The 16,979-nt window shown below is 46.3% G+C and carries 16 protein-coding genes; 10 read left to right on the top strand and 6 right to left on the bottom strand.

The genetic code is table 11. From position 1 onward, the window contains the following. Nucleotides 1–3: 3 nt before the first annotated feature. The 6 genes from ABR335_RS12570 (at nucleotide 4) to pepF (ending at nucleotide 7,060) form a co-directional block, all read left to right on the top strand. Complete coding sequence (locus tag ABR335_RS12570; protein WP_014095729.1) at nucleotides 4–1,065, top strand: ABC transporter ATP-binding protein; 1,062 nt, start codon at nucleotides 4–6, stop codon at nucleotides 1,063–1,065. A 1-nt stretch (nucleotide 1,066) separates the two neighbouring features. Further along, the gene (locus tag ABR335_RS12565; protein ID WP_013858788.1) at nucleotides 1,067–2,008 is read left to right on the top strand and encodes an ABC transporter ATP-binding protein; all 942 of its coding nucleotides are present in this window, start codon (nucleotides 1,067–1,069) and stop codon (nucleotides 2,006–2,008) included. Nucleotides 2,009–2,287: 279 nt separating this feature from the next. Next, entirely contained in the window at nucleotides 2,288–2,683 is a 396-nt protein-coding gene (gene spxA / locus ABR335_RS12560; protein WP_013858789.1) for a transcriptional regulator SpxA, read from the top strand. A gap of 359 nt (nucleotides 2,684–3,042) precedes the next feature. Then, entirely contained in the window at nucleotides 3,043–3,702 is a 660-nt protein-coding gene (gene mecA, locus ABR335_RS12555; protein ID WP_014095727.1) for an adaptor protein MecA, read from the top strand. A gap of 249 nt (nucleotides 3,703–3,951) precedes the next feature. Next, a complete protein-coding gene (locus ABR335_RS12550; RefSeq protein WP_225620976.1) occupies nucleotides 3,952–5,178 on the top strand; it encodes a competence protein CoiA in 1,227 nt (408 codons plus the stop codon). Between the two features lie 67 nt (nucleotides 5,179–5,245). Further along, nucleotides 5,246–7,060, top strand: a complete 1,815-nt coding sequence (gene pepF, locus ABR335_RS12545) for an oligoendopeptidase F (protein ID WP_014095725.1) — start codon at nucleotides 5,246–5,248, stop codon at nucleotides 7,058–7,060. A gap of 274 nt (nucleotides 7,061–7,334) precedes the next feature. Here the strand turns inward: pepF and ABR335_RS12540 are convergent, their stop codons facing one another. From ABR335_RS12540 to ABR335_RS12520, 5 genes are all read right to left on the bottom strand, one after another. Next, entirely contained in the window at nucleotides 7,335–7,523 is a 189-nt protein-coding gene (locus tag ABR335_RS12540) for a hypothetical protein (protein WP_014095724.1), read from the bottom strand. Nucleotides 7,524–7,984: 461 nt separating this feature from the next. Continuing rightward, entirely contained in the window at nucleotides 7,985–8,842 is an 858-nt protein-coding gene (locus ABR335_RS12535; protein WP_014095723.1) for a ClpXP adapter SpxH family protein, read from the bottom strand. After that, the gene (locus tag ABR335_RS12530; protein ID WP_014095722.1) at nucleotides 8,839–9,240 is read right to left on the bottom strand and encodes a globin; all 402 of its coding nucleotides are present in this window, start codon (nucleotides 9,238–9,240) and stop codon (nucleotides 8,839–8,841) included. The genes ABR335_RS12535 and ABR335_RS12530 overlap by 4 nt, the downstream gene beginning before the upstream one ends. Nucleotides 9,241–10,822: 1,582 nt before the next feature. After that, on the bottom strand, nucleotides 10,823–11,617 hold the full coding sequence (locus ABR335_RS12525; RefSeq protein ID WP_104851317.1) for a lytic transglycosylase domain-containing protein: 795 nt from the start codon (nucleotides 11,615–11,617) through the stop codon (nucleotides 10,823–10,825). Further along, nucleotides 11,614–12,198, bottom strand: a complete 585-nt coding sequence (locus ABR335_RS12520) for a CYTH domain-containing protein (RefSeq protein ID WP_104851318.1) — start codon at nucleotides 12,196–12,198, stop codon at nucleotides 11,614–11,616. Before ABR335_RS12520 ends, ABR335_RS12525 begins: the two co-directional genes overlap by 4 nt. Before the next feature lie 136 nt (nucleotides 12,199–12,334). On the opposite strand from ABR335_RS12520, the gene ABR335_RS12515 reads away from it, so the two are divergent. The 4 genes from ABR335_RS12515 to ABR335_RS12500 are packed head-to-tail and all read left to right on the top strand — an operon-like array spanning nucleotide 12,335 to nucleotide 15,088. Next, nucleotides 12,335–12,718, top strand: coding sequence for a hypothetical protein (locus ABR335_RS12515; RefSeq protein WP_014095717.1), 384 nt, complete (start codon nucleotides 12,335–12,337; stop codon nucleotides 12,716–12,718). Between the two features lie 22 nt (nucleotides 12,719–12,740). Continuing rightward, nucleotides 12,741–13,376 (top strand): GTP pyrophosphokinase, encoded by a 636-nt coding sequence (locus tag ABR335_RS12510; protein ID WP_172653432.1) that lies wholly within the window; start codon nucleotides 12,741–12,743, stop codon nucleotides 13,374–13,376. Nucleotides 13,377–13,412: 36 nt separating this feature from the next. Continuing rightward, nucleotides 13,413–14,207: an NAD kinase gene (locus tag ABR335_RS12505; protein ID WP_017551790.1), complete on the top strand. Its 795-nt coding sequence runs from the start codon at nucleotides 13,413–13,415 to the stop codon at nucleotides 14,205–14,207. An 8-nt stretch (nucleotides 14,208–14,215) separates the two neighbouring features. Next, a complete protein-coding gene (locus ABR335_RS12500; RefSeq protein WP_104851319.1) occupies nucleotides 14,216–15,088 on the top strand; it encodes an RluA family pseudouridine synthase in 873 nt (290 codons plus the stop codon). Between the two features lie 1,116 nt (nucleotides 15,089–16,204). Here ABR335_RS12500 and prpE read toward each other — a convergent pair. Next, on the bottom strand, nucleotides 16,205–16,942 hold the full coding sequence (gene prpE, locus ABR335_RS12495; protein WP_014095713.1) for a bis(5'-nucleosyl)-tetraphosphatase PrpE: 738 nt from the start codon (nucleotides 16,940–16,942) through the stop codon (nucleotides 16,205–16,207). Nucleotides 16,943–16,979: the final 37 nt, after the last annotated feature.

Below are 16,979 nucleotides of genomic sequence, written 5' to 3'. Positions count from 1 at the left end.
CGAATGGAAAAGATTTTGCAAGTGAAAGACCTGAATATATCCTTTCACACTTTTGGCGGTGAAGTAAAAGCGATCCGCGGTGTGAGTTTTGATTTATATAAAGGGGAAACATTGGCCATCGTAGGGGAATCCGGTTCAGGAAAATCGGTGACGACGAAATCGATTATGCGACTGTTGCCTCCGAACAATTCGGAAATCAAGTCGGGGCAAATCCTGTTCGGCGACGTCGACATTGCCAAAGCGTCAGAAAGAAAGATGCAATCGATCCGTGGGAAAGAGATTTCAATGATTTTCCAAGATCCGATGACGTCTTTAAATCCGACCATGACAATCGGGAAGCAGATTATGGAGCCGCTTTTGAAACACCAGAAGATGCATAAAAGTGAAGCAAAAAAACGTGCCATTGAGCTTTTGAAGCTTGTTGGCATCCCGAATGCGGAAATCCGTGTCAAACAGTATCCTCACCAGTTTTCCGGCGGGATGCGGCAAAGGGTCGTCATTGCGATTGCTTTGGCGTGTAACCCGAAAATTTTAATTGCGGATGAACCGACAACGGCACTTGACGTTACGATTCAGGCGCAAATCCTTGAACTGATGAAAAAACTGCAGTCTAAAATTGATACCTCCATTATTTTTATTACGCACGATTTGGGCGTGGTGGCGAATGTGGCAGACCGTGTTGCCGTTATGTACGGCGGAAAAATTGTCGAGATCGGAACCGTGGATGAAATTTTTTATAATCCAAAACATCCGTACACATGGGGACTGATCAGTTCGATGCCGAGCCTTGATGTCAAGGATGAAGAACTGTACGCGATACCGGGCACCCCGCCGGATTTATTGAACCCGCCAAAAGGGGATGCCTTTGCGCCGCGCAATCCGTACGCACTTAAAATCGATTTGGAGCAGGAGCCGCCGATGTTTAAAGTGTCGGACACGCATTATGCCGCAACATGGCTTCTGCATCCGGATGCCCCGAAAGTAGAGCCGCCGGAAGCCGTGAAAAAGCGGATGTACAAGTTTAAAGGAAATGTGCGCCCGATACCGGCTGAGGAGGGGAAGTAAGATGGCAGTGAAAGAAAAACTGATCGAAGTCAAACATTTAAAACAATATTTCAATGTTGGAAAAGCAAATGAAGTCCGTGCTGTCGATGATCTTACATTTGATATTTACAAAGGCGAAACCCTCGGACTTGTCGGCGAATCCGGCTGTGGCAAATCGACAACCGGACGGACGATTATCCGCCTTTACAATGCAACGGCAGGAGAAGTTTTGTATGGCGGCAAAAATGTCCATGCCAAAATGTCCCATAAAGAACTGAAACAGTTTCGCCGGAAAATGCAAATGATTTTCCAGGACCCGTATGCTTCCCTCAATCCGCGCCTGAAAGTGGCCGATGTCATTGCGGAAGGAATTGATATCCACGGGCTTGCAAAATCAAATGAAGAACGGATGCACCGCGTTTATGAACTGCTGGAAACAGTCGGCTTAAGCAAAGAACACGCCAACCGCTATCCGCACGAATTCTCGGGCGGGCAAAGGCAGCGGATCGGAATCGCCAGGGCACTTGCGGTCGATCCTGAATTTATTATTGCTGACGAACCGATTTCCGCGCTGGACGTCTCGATTCAGGCACAGGTCGTGAACCTGTTGAAAAAACTGCAGAAAGAACATGATTTAACGTATTTGTTCATTGCCCACGATTTGTCGATGGTGAAATACATTAGCGACCGGATCGGCGTCATGTATTTCGGCAAGCTTGTGGAACTGGCCGATGCCGATGATTTGTATAACCATCCGCATCATCCGTACACACAGTCATTGCTATCCGCCATCCCGCTTCCGGACCCTGATTATGAACGGACACGGCAACGGAAAATTTACGACCCGTCCGTCCATCAATACAAGGAAGGCGAAGAAGTAAAAATGCGCGAAGTGGCACCGCATCATTTTGTTTACTGTTCAGAAAGGGAACTCGAGCAGTACAAAAAAACTTATCATGGCTAATCATTCTCAATGGGAAGAAGAACGCATGCCGGTTGAAATGCGTTCTTCTTCTCACTTTTTTTATAAAAAAATGAAGAATAGTGGTTTAAATAGAGAGAATTGGGGAAAAAGAAGACTATTAAACCGGTGGAAAAATACAACAAACTATTTTTCAAAAAAATATATTCAATCACGCGGATATAGTGTATAATACATAATAGAGATTGTTTGATTAAACTTATTTTAATGTGAGAATCAAATGGGAATCCAAATATAAAAATTTAGGAGTGTGAATGCTAGATGGTCACATTATACACTTCACCGAGCTGCACATCATGCAGAAAAGCAAGGAACTGGCTTGAAGAAAACCATATTGAGTATAAAGAACGCAACATTTTTTCTGAACCGCTTTCACTGGATGAAATTAAAGGGATTTTGCGGATGACGGAAGACGGGACGGACGAAATTATTTCCACCCGTTCGAAAACATTCCAAAAATTAAACGTCGATCTGGATGCCCTGCCGCTCCAAGAATTGTACACATTGATCCAGCAAAACCCCGGTTTATTAAGAAGGCCAATTATCGTGGATGAAAAACGGCTGCAGGTCGGCTATAACGAAGATGAAATCCGCCGCTTCCTGCCGCGGAAAGTGCGGACCTTCCAGCTAAGGGAAGCACAACGGCTTGTCAATTGACAACTTTTAATATTTCTTTTGCCGGATGCCTTTTATAAGCGTAAACCGGCAAATCACCTCCCAGGTTCCGGCCCGGGAGGTTTTCTTCACCTTTTTGTCATAAAATTGTCAAATAACGAATATGTATTTAGAAAATTTTGTCTTGAATTTCTGCAGCAAATCGGATACAATACAAAAAAGATGTAAATGATCTTTTTTGCCGGATGTTTAAGAAATGGGCCGGCGTGGAATTTTAAAAAGGAAAGTTTTTTTATTTCCATTTGCCAGTATTTTATCATAAAATAAAAGTACAAGGTTACCTATACCTGAATGGGGGAACATGTCCCTTCACTACATCTGCAAGAAGGGAGAGTTGATGTATGGAAATCGAAAGAATCAATGAGAACACGGTGAAGTTTTATATTTCGTACGTTGATATAGAGAAACGCGGGTTTAATCGTGAAGAAATCTGGTATGACCGGGAAAGAAGCGAAGAATTGTTCTGGGAAATGATGGATGAGATTCACACGGACGACGATGTATTTGACCCGGAAGGCCCGCTTTGGATACAGGTGCAGGCGCTCGAAAAAGGGCTGGAAGTGCTTGTCACGAAAGCGCAGTTGTCGAAAGACGGACAGCGTTTTGAGTTGCCGATTCCGGATGAGAAGCTGAAAGAACTGCCAATCGGCGACCAGCTTGAGGAATTTTTCAGCGAGAACTTCCAAACGCCGATGCAGCAGGTTTTCACGGATGGCGATCCGCTCGAACAGGTCTTGTATTTCAAGGACTTTGAAGATTTGCTGGCGCTGGCCAAAAACGTCCGGATGGAAGACGTCAGCACGAAGCTGTACGTCTTTGAAGGCAAATATTATCTGTATGTCCGCTTCCCGGAAGATGTAACGGAAGAAGCTAATGACTTTAAGTTAAGCCAGCTGCTGGAGTATTCCGATCTTTCCTCTGTCACCAGCCATCGTCTGCTGGAATACGGAAAGCCGATCATTGACAGCAATGTATTTGCAAAATTAAACTCGTACTTTTAATCGATAAAAATCGGTGCGCAAACGCATCGATTTTTTTGTTTATCCGGAAAAAATTCATCCTGGCAAACAGGATTTTTCGCCCCGGGTGGTGAATGTATTCAATACGGCTGTGCATGGCGTTTATACAGATAAGGGCCGGTCAATCTAAGGCTTGCGGAGAGGCCGGCAACTGCATACGACCGAATGCCACGGCCAAACAAAAGCGGGACTGCCGGCTAGAGGGCCCGCCTACAGTTAAAAAAGGAGAGGATGCCGTTGCTTTCTGCGCTAAACGAGCGGGGGGAGCTGATCATGCTGACGGAACGCTTTACAAGATTGGATCTAAAGCAGTTAAAAACCTCCCATACGTTTTACTGTCGGGACTGCCGTGAACCCCTCATTTTAAAAATCGGCAGCCGTGTCACCCCCCATTTTTCCCATTACCGCCATTCCACTTGTGCCACATTTTCTGAACCGGAAAGCCCGATGCATTTGCAAGGCAAAAAAGACTTGTTTTTATGGTTGAGGGGGCAGGGGCTCGATGTTTCCCTCGAACAATATTTTCCTTCTATCCGGCAAAGGGCAGATCTTGTGGTGCGCAAATACCGGCAGCTTTTTGCCATAGAATACCAGTGTTCCCCGATCCCGTTTGAGCGGCTGATGGAGAGAACGGAAGGGTACAGGCACCTCGGCATTTTGCCTGTTTGGATACTGGGCGGTATGCCTTTCCGGTCCTCAGGGAAAGAGGCGGAAAGCGTGTACCGTTGCAGCGATTTTCAGTTGTCTTTTTTACGGCATACCCGGCACCACTTTTATTTATTCAGCTATCCTCCCGGCAAAAAGAAGGTCTGCCTCTTGTCCCACATGACGCCCATATCCGCCAAAACGTTCCACGCCTGTTACGCGGAAAAGCCGCTGTCTGCCTTTTCTTTTCCGTTTACAGATGACCAGTTTTCATTTGTTTCTGCCCCTGTGCCGCTTCCTGAATGGTTTGCGGAAAGGCGGCGCTGGATCGGCCTGAAGATTCAGTTTGGAAAAGCCTTTCAAGACCCGTTTTTACGGCACGTGTATGAAGCGGGAATGCACCCCGGGTCCCTGCCGCCGTTTATCGGCCTGCCGCTTTTGCACATGGCTGCCTGTAAACAGCATCCGGTCGAGTGGCAATTCTATATATGGCTGGATGCCCTTTTCGCATTGCGGACAAAAGCAGCGGTTTCACTGGACGAACTGCTGCGGCTGTTTACCGTGAGGATGGAAAAAAAGGAAATTGCATTCAGAAAGTCACCGTATGTACGCGAAAGGAACGCGGCGAAAGCGATGATTTATGAGTATGCGCAGCTGCTCGTTCAATTAGGGCTCTGGTCAAAAGGAAAAGCAGGCTACTATATGAATAAAAATGTTTTTGCGCCAAAAAATACAGAAGAACTTGAACATATGGAGCGCCATCTGTCTTCCGTGCTCGGGGCCGGTGTTTCAACCGGGAAAGCGGAACAGTAGCGGGATCAGGGGAGTTACGCTAAAATGAAAAAAGAAGGAATTTTTTGTGAAGAATGGAGGAAAATTGATGGAAAATGGGAAAAAAGTACACGCGTTGCCAAGCCGGGACGAGGTTCGTGAAGCATTAACCTGGAGGCTTGAGGATATTTTTCCAAGCGACGATGACTGGAATAAAGAATACCAAGCAGTAAAAGAAAAGCTGGCCGATGCCGCTTCTTATCAGGGGAAACTTGGCGAAAGCGCGGAACAGCTTTATCATGCGCTAAAGTTCCAGGATGAAGTGACAGAAAGGTTCGGCAAGCTGTATACATACGCGCATATGCGTTATGACCAGGACACAACGAATGCCTTTTACCAGGGGATAGACAGCAAAGCAAAAAGCCTTGCTGCCCAGGTTGGGAGCGCGTTTGCGTTTGTGGTGCCGGAAATTCTTTCGATTGAAGAAGCGAAACTGAACCAATTCCTGGAAGCTTATGAGCCGCTGCAATTGTACCGGCACGCATTGGAAGAAATCAATGAGATGCGCCCGCATATTTTATCGAAGGAAGAAGAAGCATTGCTCGCACAGGTTTCAGAAGTGCTGAATACTTCCAGCACCACTTTCGGCATGCTGAACAATGCCGACCTTGAGTTCCCGACCGTGATCGATGAAAACGGCAATGAAGTGCAGATCACGCACGGCCGTTTTACACGCCTGCTGGAAAGCAAAGACCGCCGCGTGCGCAAAGAGGCATTCCAGAAATTGTATGCAACCTACAAAAAATTCACCAACACGTTTGCGAGCACGCTCAGCGGCCAGGTGAAAAAGAACAATGTTGTTGCGCAAATCCGCCATTACCATTCGGCGCGTGAAGCTGCCCTTTCGGCAAACCACATTCCTGAAAAAGTGTACGACCAGCTTGTGGAAACGGTGAACAAGCATCTTGGTTTGCTGCATCGGTATGTTGCACTGCGCAAAAAAGCGCTGCAGCTTGATGAAGTGCATATGTATGATTTGTATACGCCGCTTGTCCAGGACGCCGATATGGAAGTAACATATGAAAAAGCGAAAGAGATTGTGCTTGACGGCCTCCATCCGCTCGGCGAGGAATACCGGAGCATTTTGCAACAGGCGTTTGAAAACCGCTGGATTGATGTGGTGGAAAATAAGGGAAAACGGAGCGGGGCCTATTCTTCGGGCGCTTACGGGACCAATCCGTACATTTTGCTGAACTGGCAGGACAATATTGACAATGTGTTCACCCTCGCGCATGAGCTCGGCCACAGCGTCCACAGCTATTACACGCGGAAGAACCAGCCGTATCCGTACGGGGATTATTCTATTTTTGTGGCGGAAGTGGCTTCCACGTGCAATGAGGCACTATTGAATGACTATCTGTTAAAAACGATCAAAGACGAGAAACAGCGGATTTATTTATTGAATCATTATCTGGAAGGTTTCCGCGGGACGGTTTTCCGCCAGACGATGTTTGCTGAATTTGAGCATCTGATCCATCAAAAAGCGCAACATGGCGAAGCGTTGACGGCGGAACTTTTAACAGATGAGTATTATAAGCTGAACCAAAAATACTATGGTACGGATACCGCCATTGATCAGGAAATCGGGCTAGAGTGGGCACGCATTCCGCATTTTTATTACGATTATTATGTATATCAGTATGCGACCGGCTTCAGCGCCGCGACCGCGTTAAGCAAACAAATCCTCGAAGAAGGGGAACCGGCTGTCAAACGCTATATCGGCTATTTGAGCGCCGGCAGCTCGGAATATCCGATTGAAGTATTGAAAAAAGCAGGCGTCGATATGACGTCACCCCAACCGGTCGAAGATGCGTTAAAAGTTTTTGAAGAAAAATTAACGGAAATGGAAAACTTGCTCGGATAAAGAAACAACGGCGGAATTTTTCCGCCGCTCAATTTGTATGGGACACTTTTTTTAAATAAGGGAGCAGGGTAGCAAGCGTTGTTTTTTAAGCCGCTTGCCGCCTGTTAAATCTTTTAAAACGGTTGCATTAAAAGTATTTGAAGAAAAATTAACGGAAATGGAAAACTTGCTCGGATAAAGAAACAGCGGCGGAATTTTTCCACCGCTCATTTTGTATGGGACACTTTTTGTAGATAAGGGAGCAGGCCCGCGGCGTTGTTTTTTAAGCCGCTTGTTACAAGTGGCGCCTGTTAAACCCTTTAAAACGGTTGCGGCGGTTTACATGCAAAAGCAGCGCGAAGATGGCCGCGAACAAAAGCGTGGACGTGAGAAAAAGAGGGAGAAGCTTCATCAGGCCGAGCAGATTCAGGCAGAATAAAGCGCAGAAACCGGCGGCAAGTGCGATAAGTTTACATTTTTTCATATCCACCAGGCTCCTTTCATCAGGTTTACACAGTCCCGGTCTTCCGTTATTTACACAGCTTCAGTGCTATTTTATGAACAGGCTGACGCGGTATGCAAAATTTAAATTTGACAGATGTGTGAACTCTTTAACAAGTACTTGCATACCGGATAGGGGGATGTTATTATATAGATGTGAAGTTGATCACAAGCAAACATACCCCTTTGTTTGACCGTGAAAAATTTCTCCCATCCCCTTTGTTCGTGTTGAAAGAGGCCTTGCAAACGCAAGGCCTCTTTCTTTTTTAGGGTTTGGCAAGGATGTTTGGAAAAAATAAATGCAAGCATTTTATGGGAAATCCAGGACGCGAAAGTCGATTCAACACATGGAGAAGACAAACGTACGCATTTTCGTAAATCAAACTCAAAATCGGATTCGCTCAGCAAGCCTAAAATATAAAAATCCCCTGCCATAGACAAGGGTCAGTTGATATATTTCCAGAATGAGCCGTGCTTTCCTTCGATTTTCCGAACCTTTTGCTGAAGAACGAGCTTTTTCAATTCTTTTTCGGCTTCATGGACCGGCAGATCGTATACCACCGCAATTTCCTTTGATGCCACAAACCCGAAATACTTCAGAAATTCCTCCAATGGGGGGAGCGGCAATGGTGAAGGCTCTTTGCCCAGCATCTCCTGAAGAACTTGTACATAAATATCATAAGAATAGAGTCCGGAAATTTTTAATCCTTCATCTTCAATATGTTCATTAAAGAAAACAAGCGACGGGCTTTCGGTTACTTCCATTTCCGACGTAATTTTCAAATCGCACTGAAAAGCCTTCGCTGCGCTTTCGGAATGGATGTCATGCAAAAATTCGTCGACATCGATGGAAGCGCCTTTTGCACAATCCACTAAAATTTGGATATCCGATATATTTCGTTTTTCAAGAAAGACGAGCTCCTGTACTTTCCGCAAAAACCGCAATCCCTGTTTCTTTCCCTGCAGTTCGGCCGCTTTTATCGCAATCGACACGATATAAGGCGACGTAATCGGGTTTTCAATCCATAAACTGCCGTCGCAGGACATGCCGGTGCGGCTCGCCGTTTTTTCCCAGTAATCCGCAATCGCTTCCCGTTTTTTCGGAATGTCGTTCAGATTGGATAATTTTCCGATCAGCACATGGCGGAGGCGGAAATAGACGCCATACTCGAGACGCAGCTTTTTTAAAACCGGTTCCAGCGCCCAGCATTCCGGGCAAAGCGGATCGATAAAAACGTAGATTTCCAGCGGCTTTTTTGAAAAACAGCTGGAATGTTTCATTAAATCAATCATGTTTTTCAATTTGCGTCACCTGGCACATCATCCGGAGTATTGACCATATGCTGTGCGGTCAGGACAAGCCTTTGAAAAAAGAAGTCGCGGAATTCGCCGTCAATCCCTGTTTCGTCCATTGCGGCACTCATGCAGGACAGCCATGCTTTGGCGCGTTTAGGCGTAACTTCATGTGGCAGGTGCCGCGCCCTGAGCATCGGATGCCCGTGCTCTTCCGTGTACAGCGGGGGACCGCCCAAAAACTGCGTTAAAAACTGCTTCTGCTTCCTGGCAACTTCCGTTAAATCATCAGGAAAAATCGGGATTAAATCCGGATGTTTGGCGACCCGCTTGTAAAACGCATCAACAAGCCGGCCAAGTTTTTCTCCCCCAATGATCTCATATGGCACAGTTTTCTTTTCCACCATAGAATAACTGCTCCTTTATCTCGTTTTTATCTTGCGTATATTTAAAATCGACGGAAAGGTTTGCTCATTAAAATTTTTGTCGACATATCTGCCATTTGTTCTTTATTTTATCAAGGGGGCCGCAATAACTCAAACAATCCGCTTTATTTGGCAAACTTTCACAGCTTCCTATGACCTGCAGCAATAGGTGTCATAATATTTATTTTGGAAAACCTGCGCGATCGGCCTGATGAAAGACAATTCATTGGGATGTAAACGTGGTAATGATATTTATCGGGGCGGGGAAGGACAAAATGTATGCGTGTGACCGGGGAAATGTCCTTCATTGCGGCGGGATGAACAAGAGGTATGCGTGTGAGGCGGCGAACTGTCCTTTTGAACCTGTCAAAAGGACAAAACAGGATGCACCCGGGCTCGAAATGTCTTTTTGAAATTGTCAAAAGGACAAAACAGGATGCACCCGGGCCCGAAATGTCTTTTTAAAGCCGCCAAAAGGACAAAAGGAGTGGCGATTGGGCTCGAAATGTCTTTTTGGGGCTGTCAAAAGGACAAAACAGGCTGCATTCGGGCTCGAAATGTCTTTTTGAGCTTGTCAAAAGGACAAAACAGGCTGCGTCTGGGTTCAAACTGTCTTTTTGAACCTGTCAAAAAGACAAAACAGGCTGCATCCGGGCTCAAACTGTCTTTTTGATGTCGCCAAAAGGACAAAAGGAGTGACGTTTGAGCCCGAACTGCCTTTTTGAACTTGTCAAAAAGGACAAAACGCACCGTAACCGGGCCCGGAATGTCCTTTTGAAACCGTCAAAAGGACAAATTGACTTCTACCCAGGCCCGAAATGTCTTTTTGAACTTGTCAAAAGGACAGAACACGCTGCATACAGGCCCGAAACGTCCTTTTGAATCTGTAAAAGGGAAAAAACGCATGCCCGAAACCGTTGAAATGTCCTTCATCGGGGTGATGAAGGACAAAAGTGAGCCGCCAAACATTGAAATGTCTTTCATCGGGCAAATGAAGGACAAAATGCAGGCCCGAGACCGTGAAAATGTCCTTCACCGGGTTGATGAAGGACAAAACGCGAGCCCGAGACCGTGAAAATGTCTTTCACCGGGTTGATGAAGGACAAAACGCGGGCCGCCAACCATTGAAACGTCCTTCATCGGGCAAATGAAGGACAAAACGCGAGCCCGAGACCGTGAAAATGTCTTTCACCGGGTTGATGAAGGACAAAACGCATGCCACCAACCATTGAAATGTCCTTCATCGGGCAAATGAAAGACAAAACACGAGCCCCGAACCGTGAAAATGTCCTTCATTGGGTTAATGAAGGACAAAACACGAGCTCGAAACCGTAGAAATGTCCTTCATCGAGGTAATGAAGGACAAAACGTGAGCCACCAACCATTAAAATGTCCTTCATCGGGCAAATGAAGGACAAAGCGCGGGCCACCAACCATTAAAATGTCCTCCACACGACAAATGAAAGACAAAAAAGCGGAGCCTTGACCGGGTAATGTTCTTCATCGGCTCCAGTCAGAAATTTCCCCATAAAAAAATGCCGCACAGAGCGGCGGGTTTTAATCGTTATGCCAAATGATTCATAATCGATGAGACGTATTTCTGTGTTTCTTTGAATGGCGGAATACCGCCGTATCGGTCGACATTGCCGGGGCCTGCATTATAGGCGGCCAATGCAAGCTGGACATTGTGGTCGTATTTTCCCAGCAAAGATTTCAAATACTTTGTGCCGGCGTCCACATTTTGTTCCGGGTCAAGTACATTGCTTACCCCGAGCGAGGCCGCCGTTTCTGGCATCAGCTGCATCAGCCCTGCTGCGCCTGCCGCACTCACTGCATCCGGACGATAACCGGATTCCTGTTTGATGACAGCTTGAATGAGCTTTTCTGGCACGCCGTATTTTTCCGATGCTTGCTGAATCGCCTGGCTGATTTTCGCCGGGATTCCACCACTGCCGGAAGCGGCTGTTGTCTGCGTGCTTTCTGAAGCTGAATTTTGTGCAGAAGCGGAAAAAGCCGCGCTTGTTCCTGCCTGCGCAGTAGCTGCTGTCGCTTTACAGGACAAAGTGCTTAATCCCGTAAAGGCAGGCAACGTGGTAAGCACCGGATTTTCCCCTGTTAAAGAAGACAATGAATTGAACGCCGGATTTAAAGTTGCTGCCAGGGATGATAACACCCCGGATTCGTCTTTACCGCTTGCGCCAGCAGCCGTTTCATTTTCCTTTGCTTCTTCTAAAAAGCTTGACAGCATCTCTTGAAAAAGGGAGGTGCTGTTGCCCGTTTGAGCAGCATTGCTGCCGGGAGAAAGCGACCGCAGCGCCTCCAGTTCCATTAAAGACGCGAGTTGGCTGATTGTACTCATTTCTCATTGCTCCTTTTTGCCTCATAAAAGCGGAGAACCTTGTTTTTTGCCGGATGGTGCGGGATGCCGTACGTTTCCAGCAATTTTAAAAACTGCTTTGTGCCTGTTTCCAGTTCACTTACTTCATATTCTATCTCAAAATCTTCCTCGTTTAAATAAAAATTATGGTCAAATACGAGCAGCCCGCCTTCATATGCGATTTCAGCCCGCTTCGTTGTAAGTTTTCCAAAATACACCAATTTACTTGGCGCCACTTCTAGTTCCATTAATTTTTCCATGACTTCGCCTTCCGGAAAACCGCTCCCATTTTTAAGCTTTTGAAAAACCTTTTCGCCAATCATTTGGCTTGTTTCCAGCAGTCCGGTTTCCTCCGGCGTTTTTAGGGTGAGCTGGAAGTACCCTGCTTTTTTCCGGACACGCAAGGCCGATCTTTTATGTTTTAAAGCAAAATCAGGTGTATCAAAATAAAAGTTTTCCTGCTGTTTAAAATCATGTTCCGCGATGCCAAAAGCCCGGGCAAGCCGGCAGAAATCGCGGCAGGTGACCATATTTTTACATTCAATTTCAATTTCTTTGCTCATGATAAGCCCTCACTTCCATCTTCATTATACTAAAGCGAATCCCTTCCTTAAAGTGTCTATTCTCTGTGGAGATATGGTAAAATAAAATGGAATTGAAACTTTGTTTTCCGGCGGGAAGGAGAGGGAGGGAAGCAGATTGCGCAATATCATTGAACTGGGAAAGCCTGAATGGAAAGACGGGATCCTTCAACTGCATGCTGAGCGCCCGGACGTTTCCATGCAGCACCTGAAGCCGGGAGGGCAAATGATCGTCGATTCGGATGCCTGTGCCTTTATCTATCTGGCTGAAGACGACGGCGATGAAGATTATACATATTTATATTTGCCTGTTCCGGTTTGGAAAGAGATTCGGACGGCGGCATTTGAACATAAAAAAGTGGTTGCTGTTTCAAAAGATGGGAAATTGGAGCTTACCGGGCTTGATGAGGAACTTCAATTTTTGCTCGATAATATCCGAGGCAACAGCAATTACGGAAAAAAGATGCTGGATAAGGTAGAGGCCGTTTTTGCATTGGAATGAGATCCGAAGAGGTGATCAGGCAGTGGATTGGGAGGAATTTTTAACCCCGTATAAACAGGCTGTTGATGAATTAAAAGTAAAGTTAAAGGGGATGCGCACCCAATTTGAAAAAGAGCATACCCATTGCCCGATTGAGTTTGTGACAGGGCGGGTAAAGCCGGTAGCAAGCATTATAGAAAAAGCGAACATAAAAGGCATCCCGCTTGACCGGCTGGAGGCGGAAATGCAAGATATCGCCGGGCTCAGGATGATGTGCCAGTTTGTCGATGATATTAAACTGGTCGTCGGGCTTCTCAGACGCCGGAACGATTTCCGGATTGTTGAAGAAAAAGACTATATTTCGAATAAAAAACCGAGCGGCTACCGGTCTTATCATGTCATTATTGAATATCCGGTACAAACGATCCGCGGGGAAAAGAAAATTCTTGCGGAGATCCAGATCCGGACGCTGGCGATGAATTTTTGGGCGACGATTGAACATTCTTTAAACTATAAGTATAAAGGCAGGTTTCCCGAAGAAATTAATTTGCGGCTGAAGCGGGCTGCCGAAGCCGCTTTCCGCCTTGATGAAGAAATGTCTGAGATCCGTGAAGAAATTCAGGAAGCCCAAATGTATTTTTCGAAAAACAAAGAGCGCGCGGAACGAAAAAAGCCATGAAACCGGCGGCAAAAAAAGAAGGGGAGGAGAAGCAGCTTGAAATTTGCCATCACTTCTAAAGGGGATACGGAATCCAATATATGGATGCATAAAATGCGTTCTTATTTGCAGGATTTCGGGCTTGTTTACGACGAGGCACAACCGGATATCGTGATCTCGGTCGGCGGGGACGGCACGCTTCTGTATGCTTTTCACCGCTACAGTTCCCGGCTTGACCGGACGGCTTTTGTCGGGGTGCATACCGGCCATCTCGGCTTTTATGCTGACTGGGTGCCGGATGAGATTGAGGAGCTGGTCGATGCCATCGCCCATAAAACTTACACGACGGTGGACTACCCGCTTCTTGAAGTGATGATTGCGTATGAGCACGGCGGCCACGAAACGCGTTACCTTGCGTTAAATGAGTCAACAGTCAAATGCGTGGACGGCACATTTGTCATCGATGTGGAGATCAATGGCCGGCATTTTGAGCGTTTCCGCGGTGACGGATTATGCCTTGCCACACCAAGCGGCAGTACGGCTTATAACAAGGCGCTCGGCGGGGCCATTGTCCACCCTTCCCTGCAGTCGATCCAGCTCACCGAGATGGCATCCATTAACAATAAAGTGTTCCGGACAATCGGCTCGCCGCTTATTTTGCCGGGGCACCATACTTGTGTATTGCGCCCGGTCCGGCAAAAAGATTTTTTGGTAACCGTTGATCATTTAACACTGCTCCATAAGGAAGTCCGGTCCATCCAGTACCGCGTGGCAAAAGAAAAAATCCGGTTTGCCCGCTTCAGGCCGTTTCCTTTCTGGAAGAGGGTGCATGATTCTTTTATTTCGGATTAGGTGAAAACATGTTGACATTATCGTGGACAATTACAGAAGATGAGGCACATCAGGAATTGAAAGAGTTTTTAAAAACGCGCCATATCTCGAAACGGGCGCTTGCGGATATTAAATTCCGCGGCGGGCTGATCCTTGTGAACGGCCGCGAAGTAACGGTTCGCTATCGCTTGCAACCGGGCGATGCGGCCGCCATTGTTTTTCCAAAAGAAACCCCGAGCCCCAATCTTACGCCCGAAAACATTCCGTTCGGCCTTGTCTATGAAGATGAAAGCGTGCTTGTTGCCGATAAGCCGGCGTTTATGAATACGATTCCTTCCCGCGAGCACCCGTCTGCAAGCCTTGCCAATGCAGTGCTCGGCCATTACCGAAAAAGCGGGACAGAATCCGCAGTCCATGTTGTGACCCGGCTTGATCGGAACACATCCGGGCTTGTCCTGATCGCAAAAAATCGTTATATCCACCATTTATGCAGCCTGATGCAGCAAAAGCATGAAATTTGTCGGACGTACGAAGCGCTCGCGGAAGGGGCTTTTACTGAAAAAAGTGGCACAATTGAAGCCCCGATCGGGAGAAAAGAGACGAGCATTATAGAACGCGAAGTCCGGGACGATGGCCAGTTTGCGCGCACCCATTATGAAGTGGTCCGGCAATTTCCGGCATATGCACATGTGCGTCTCCGGCTTGACACCGGCAGGACGCACCAGATCCGTGTCCATCTTTCCTATATCGGCCACCCGCTTCTCGGCGACAGCCTGTACGGTGGCAACACGAGCCGCTTCACCCGGCAGGCGCTCCATTGCAGTGAGCTTTCATTTCAGCACCCGGTTTCGGGGAAAGAAATGCACTTTTTTTCTAAACCGCCCTTTTTGGATCTTCTTTGATGTTGATTCGGATTTCCCTGCTTCTGATGGCAGCGTTTAGTTTGCGGCATGGGCGTTTATCCATAAATTTGCTGTTGCATGTTCTTTTCTCCCCGGGACTTTATGATTGCTACAGGATGTCCTGAAAAAGCTCACCGCTCTAAAAAAACATGAAGATGGTTATTCCATCATTGCCTTGTGGAACGGGGAACGTCAAAATGATTTTATTAAAGCTTTGTTTTTCTACTCTTTTTTAACTACTCCAATTTGTATATAGAAAAATAAATGCCGATAAAGGAATAATGATTAAAGAAGAATAATATAAAAAAGCCTCTAAAAGAGAAAGTTTCCTTTCTCTTTTAGTTCTTTTTAAATGTCGAGAATAGCCTGCCGCATATACTAGGGTAAGTAGTTGAGTTAGAAAAAATAAATGATTTAATGTCACGATTGTTTATTCTCCTTTTAGCTGACTGGTTCGGCACCACCTATGCGGATACTGGGTTAACAAATAAACCGGTGGCAACAAGCTTTCCAGCAGCAAGCCAATTCCCCTTTTCGACTTCTCGCGCAACTTCCTGTGCCATTGATTTGCTAATGTGAATCGCATCTTGTAAGGCGTTTTCCTGTGGTTGACCACCTTTTGATTCGTAAAATCTAAAAAATTTTTAGTAACTTTAAATGAAGAGTTTTCAAGTTCTTACTGGTTAATTGTATATTCTCCCGCTTTATTTTTTATCATAACATGTTCTAATATAGGGCTTACTGAATCAGTAAAATTTCTAGATTTGGCAAGGCTGCTGACAGCTTTGACAACCATTTTAATGCAAGAGTTTTACAACAAATCTAGAGAATGATTGCCCTCGAAAGCCGATTCAACGTATGGAGAAGATCAAATCACCCCTTTTCGCAAAAGGATTCTTCTATATTTTTAAGACAGAACTTGCAGACAAATTGGGTATAAACTCAGAATCGGATCCGTTCAGCAAGCCCTAATATAATTCATGGTGTCTTGAGTCTGTTATAATTGTTCTTTAGAAAGATCGTTATAGAACTCATTCCATGAAGTAGACAAGTTAAAACATACTTCCATGGATTTTTTTCTTCCTCTCTGGGAAGGGATGCCAAATGCTTCTCAATTCAGGCGAACGTCCTGAACTTTTCTTCCACATATGGCATTGAAGAGGGGACGGAGACGGTTTCAATTTCCGGATACCGGAGTGCTGTCAGTTTGCCGCCGAATACGCAGCCGGTATCAATATTGACCGTGTGGCCGATCCATCGCGGTTCTTTCACCGGCGTATGCCCGTATACAATCCAGCTTTCCCCTTCGTCATTTTTCGCCCAGTCGCAGCGCACCGGTGTCCCGTCCGGATTGGTTTCCCCGTTAATATCACCGTAAAGCACAAAAGTCTGGACCGATTTATTCATCTTCCCAATATCCTTGCGCCGGATCCCGGCATGGGCGATGACAAGCTTGCCGCCGTCTAGAACAAGATAAAGCGGGGATTTCTCATACAGTTCCATAAATTGTTTGCTGTGCCGTTCCCGCTCTTTTACGGGGAGCGCCTCCAGTTCCGCCACCGTTGTTTCAAGGCCGTGCTTCTGCTGGACATTTCTCCCTAAAAAATATCGGTACAGCTTGTTGCAGTGGTTGCCGGGGACATACAGGCCAAGCTTCTTTTTCCACAATCGATAGACAGTATCGGCCACTTCCAAAGATGCCGGCCCGCGGTCTGTCAGATCACCGACAAAACCAAGCAGCCGGCCACCTGGATGAACGGGCATACCGTTTTCCCATTGATACCCCAGTTTTTCCGTAAGCTTCCTGAATTCCGCCATGCAGCCATGTATATCCCCAATGATATCGATTTTCATTGAACTCGCTCCTTCCATCTCTATTTTATGTTGTCCG

It is taken from the genome of Heyndrickxia faecalis, from assembly GCF_040267745.1.
GTDB classification, from domain to species: Bacteria; Bacillota; Bacilli; order Bacillales; family Bacillaceae_C; genus Weizmannia; species Weizmannia faecalis.
This window is presented reverse-complemented; position numbering and strand designations above follow the sequence as displayed.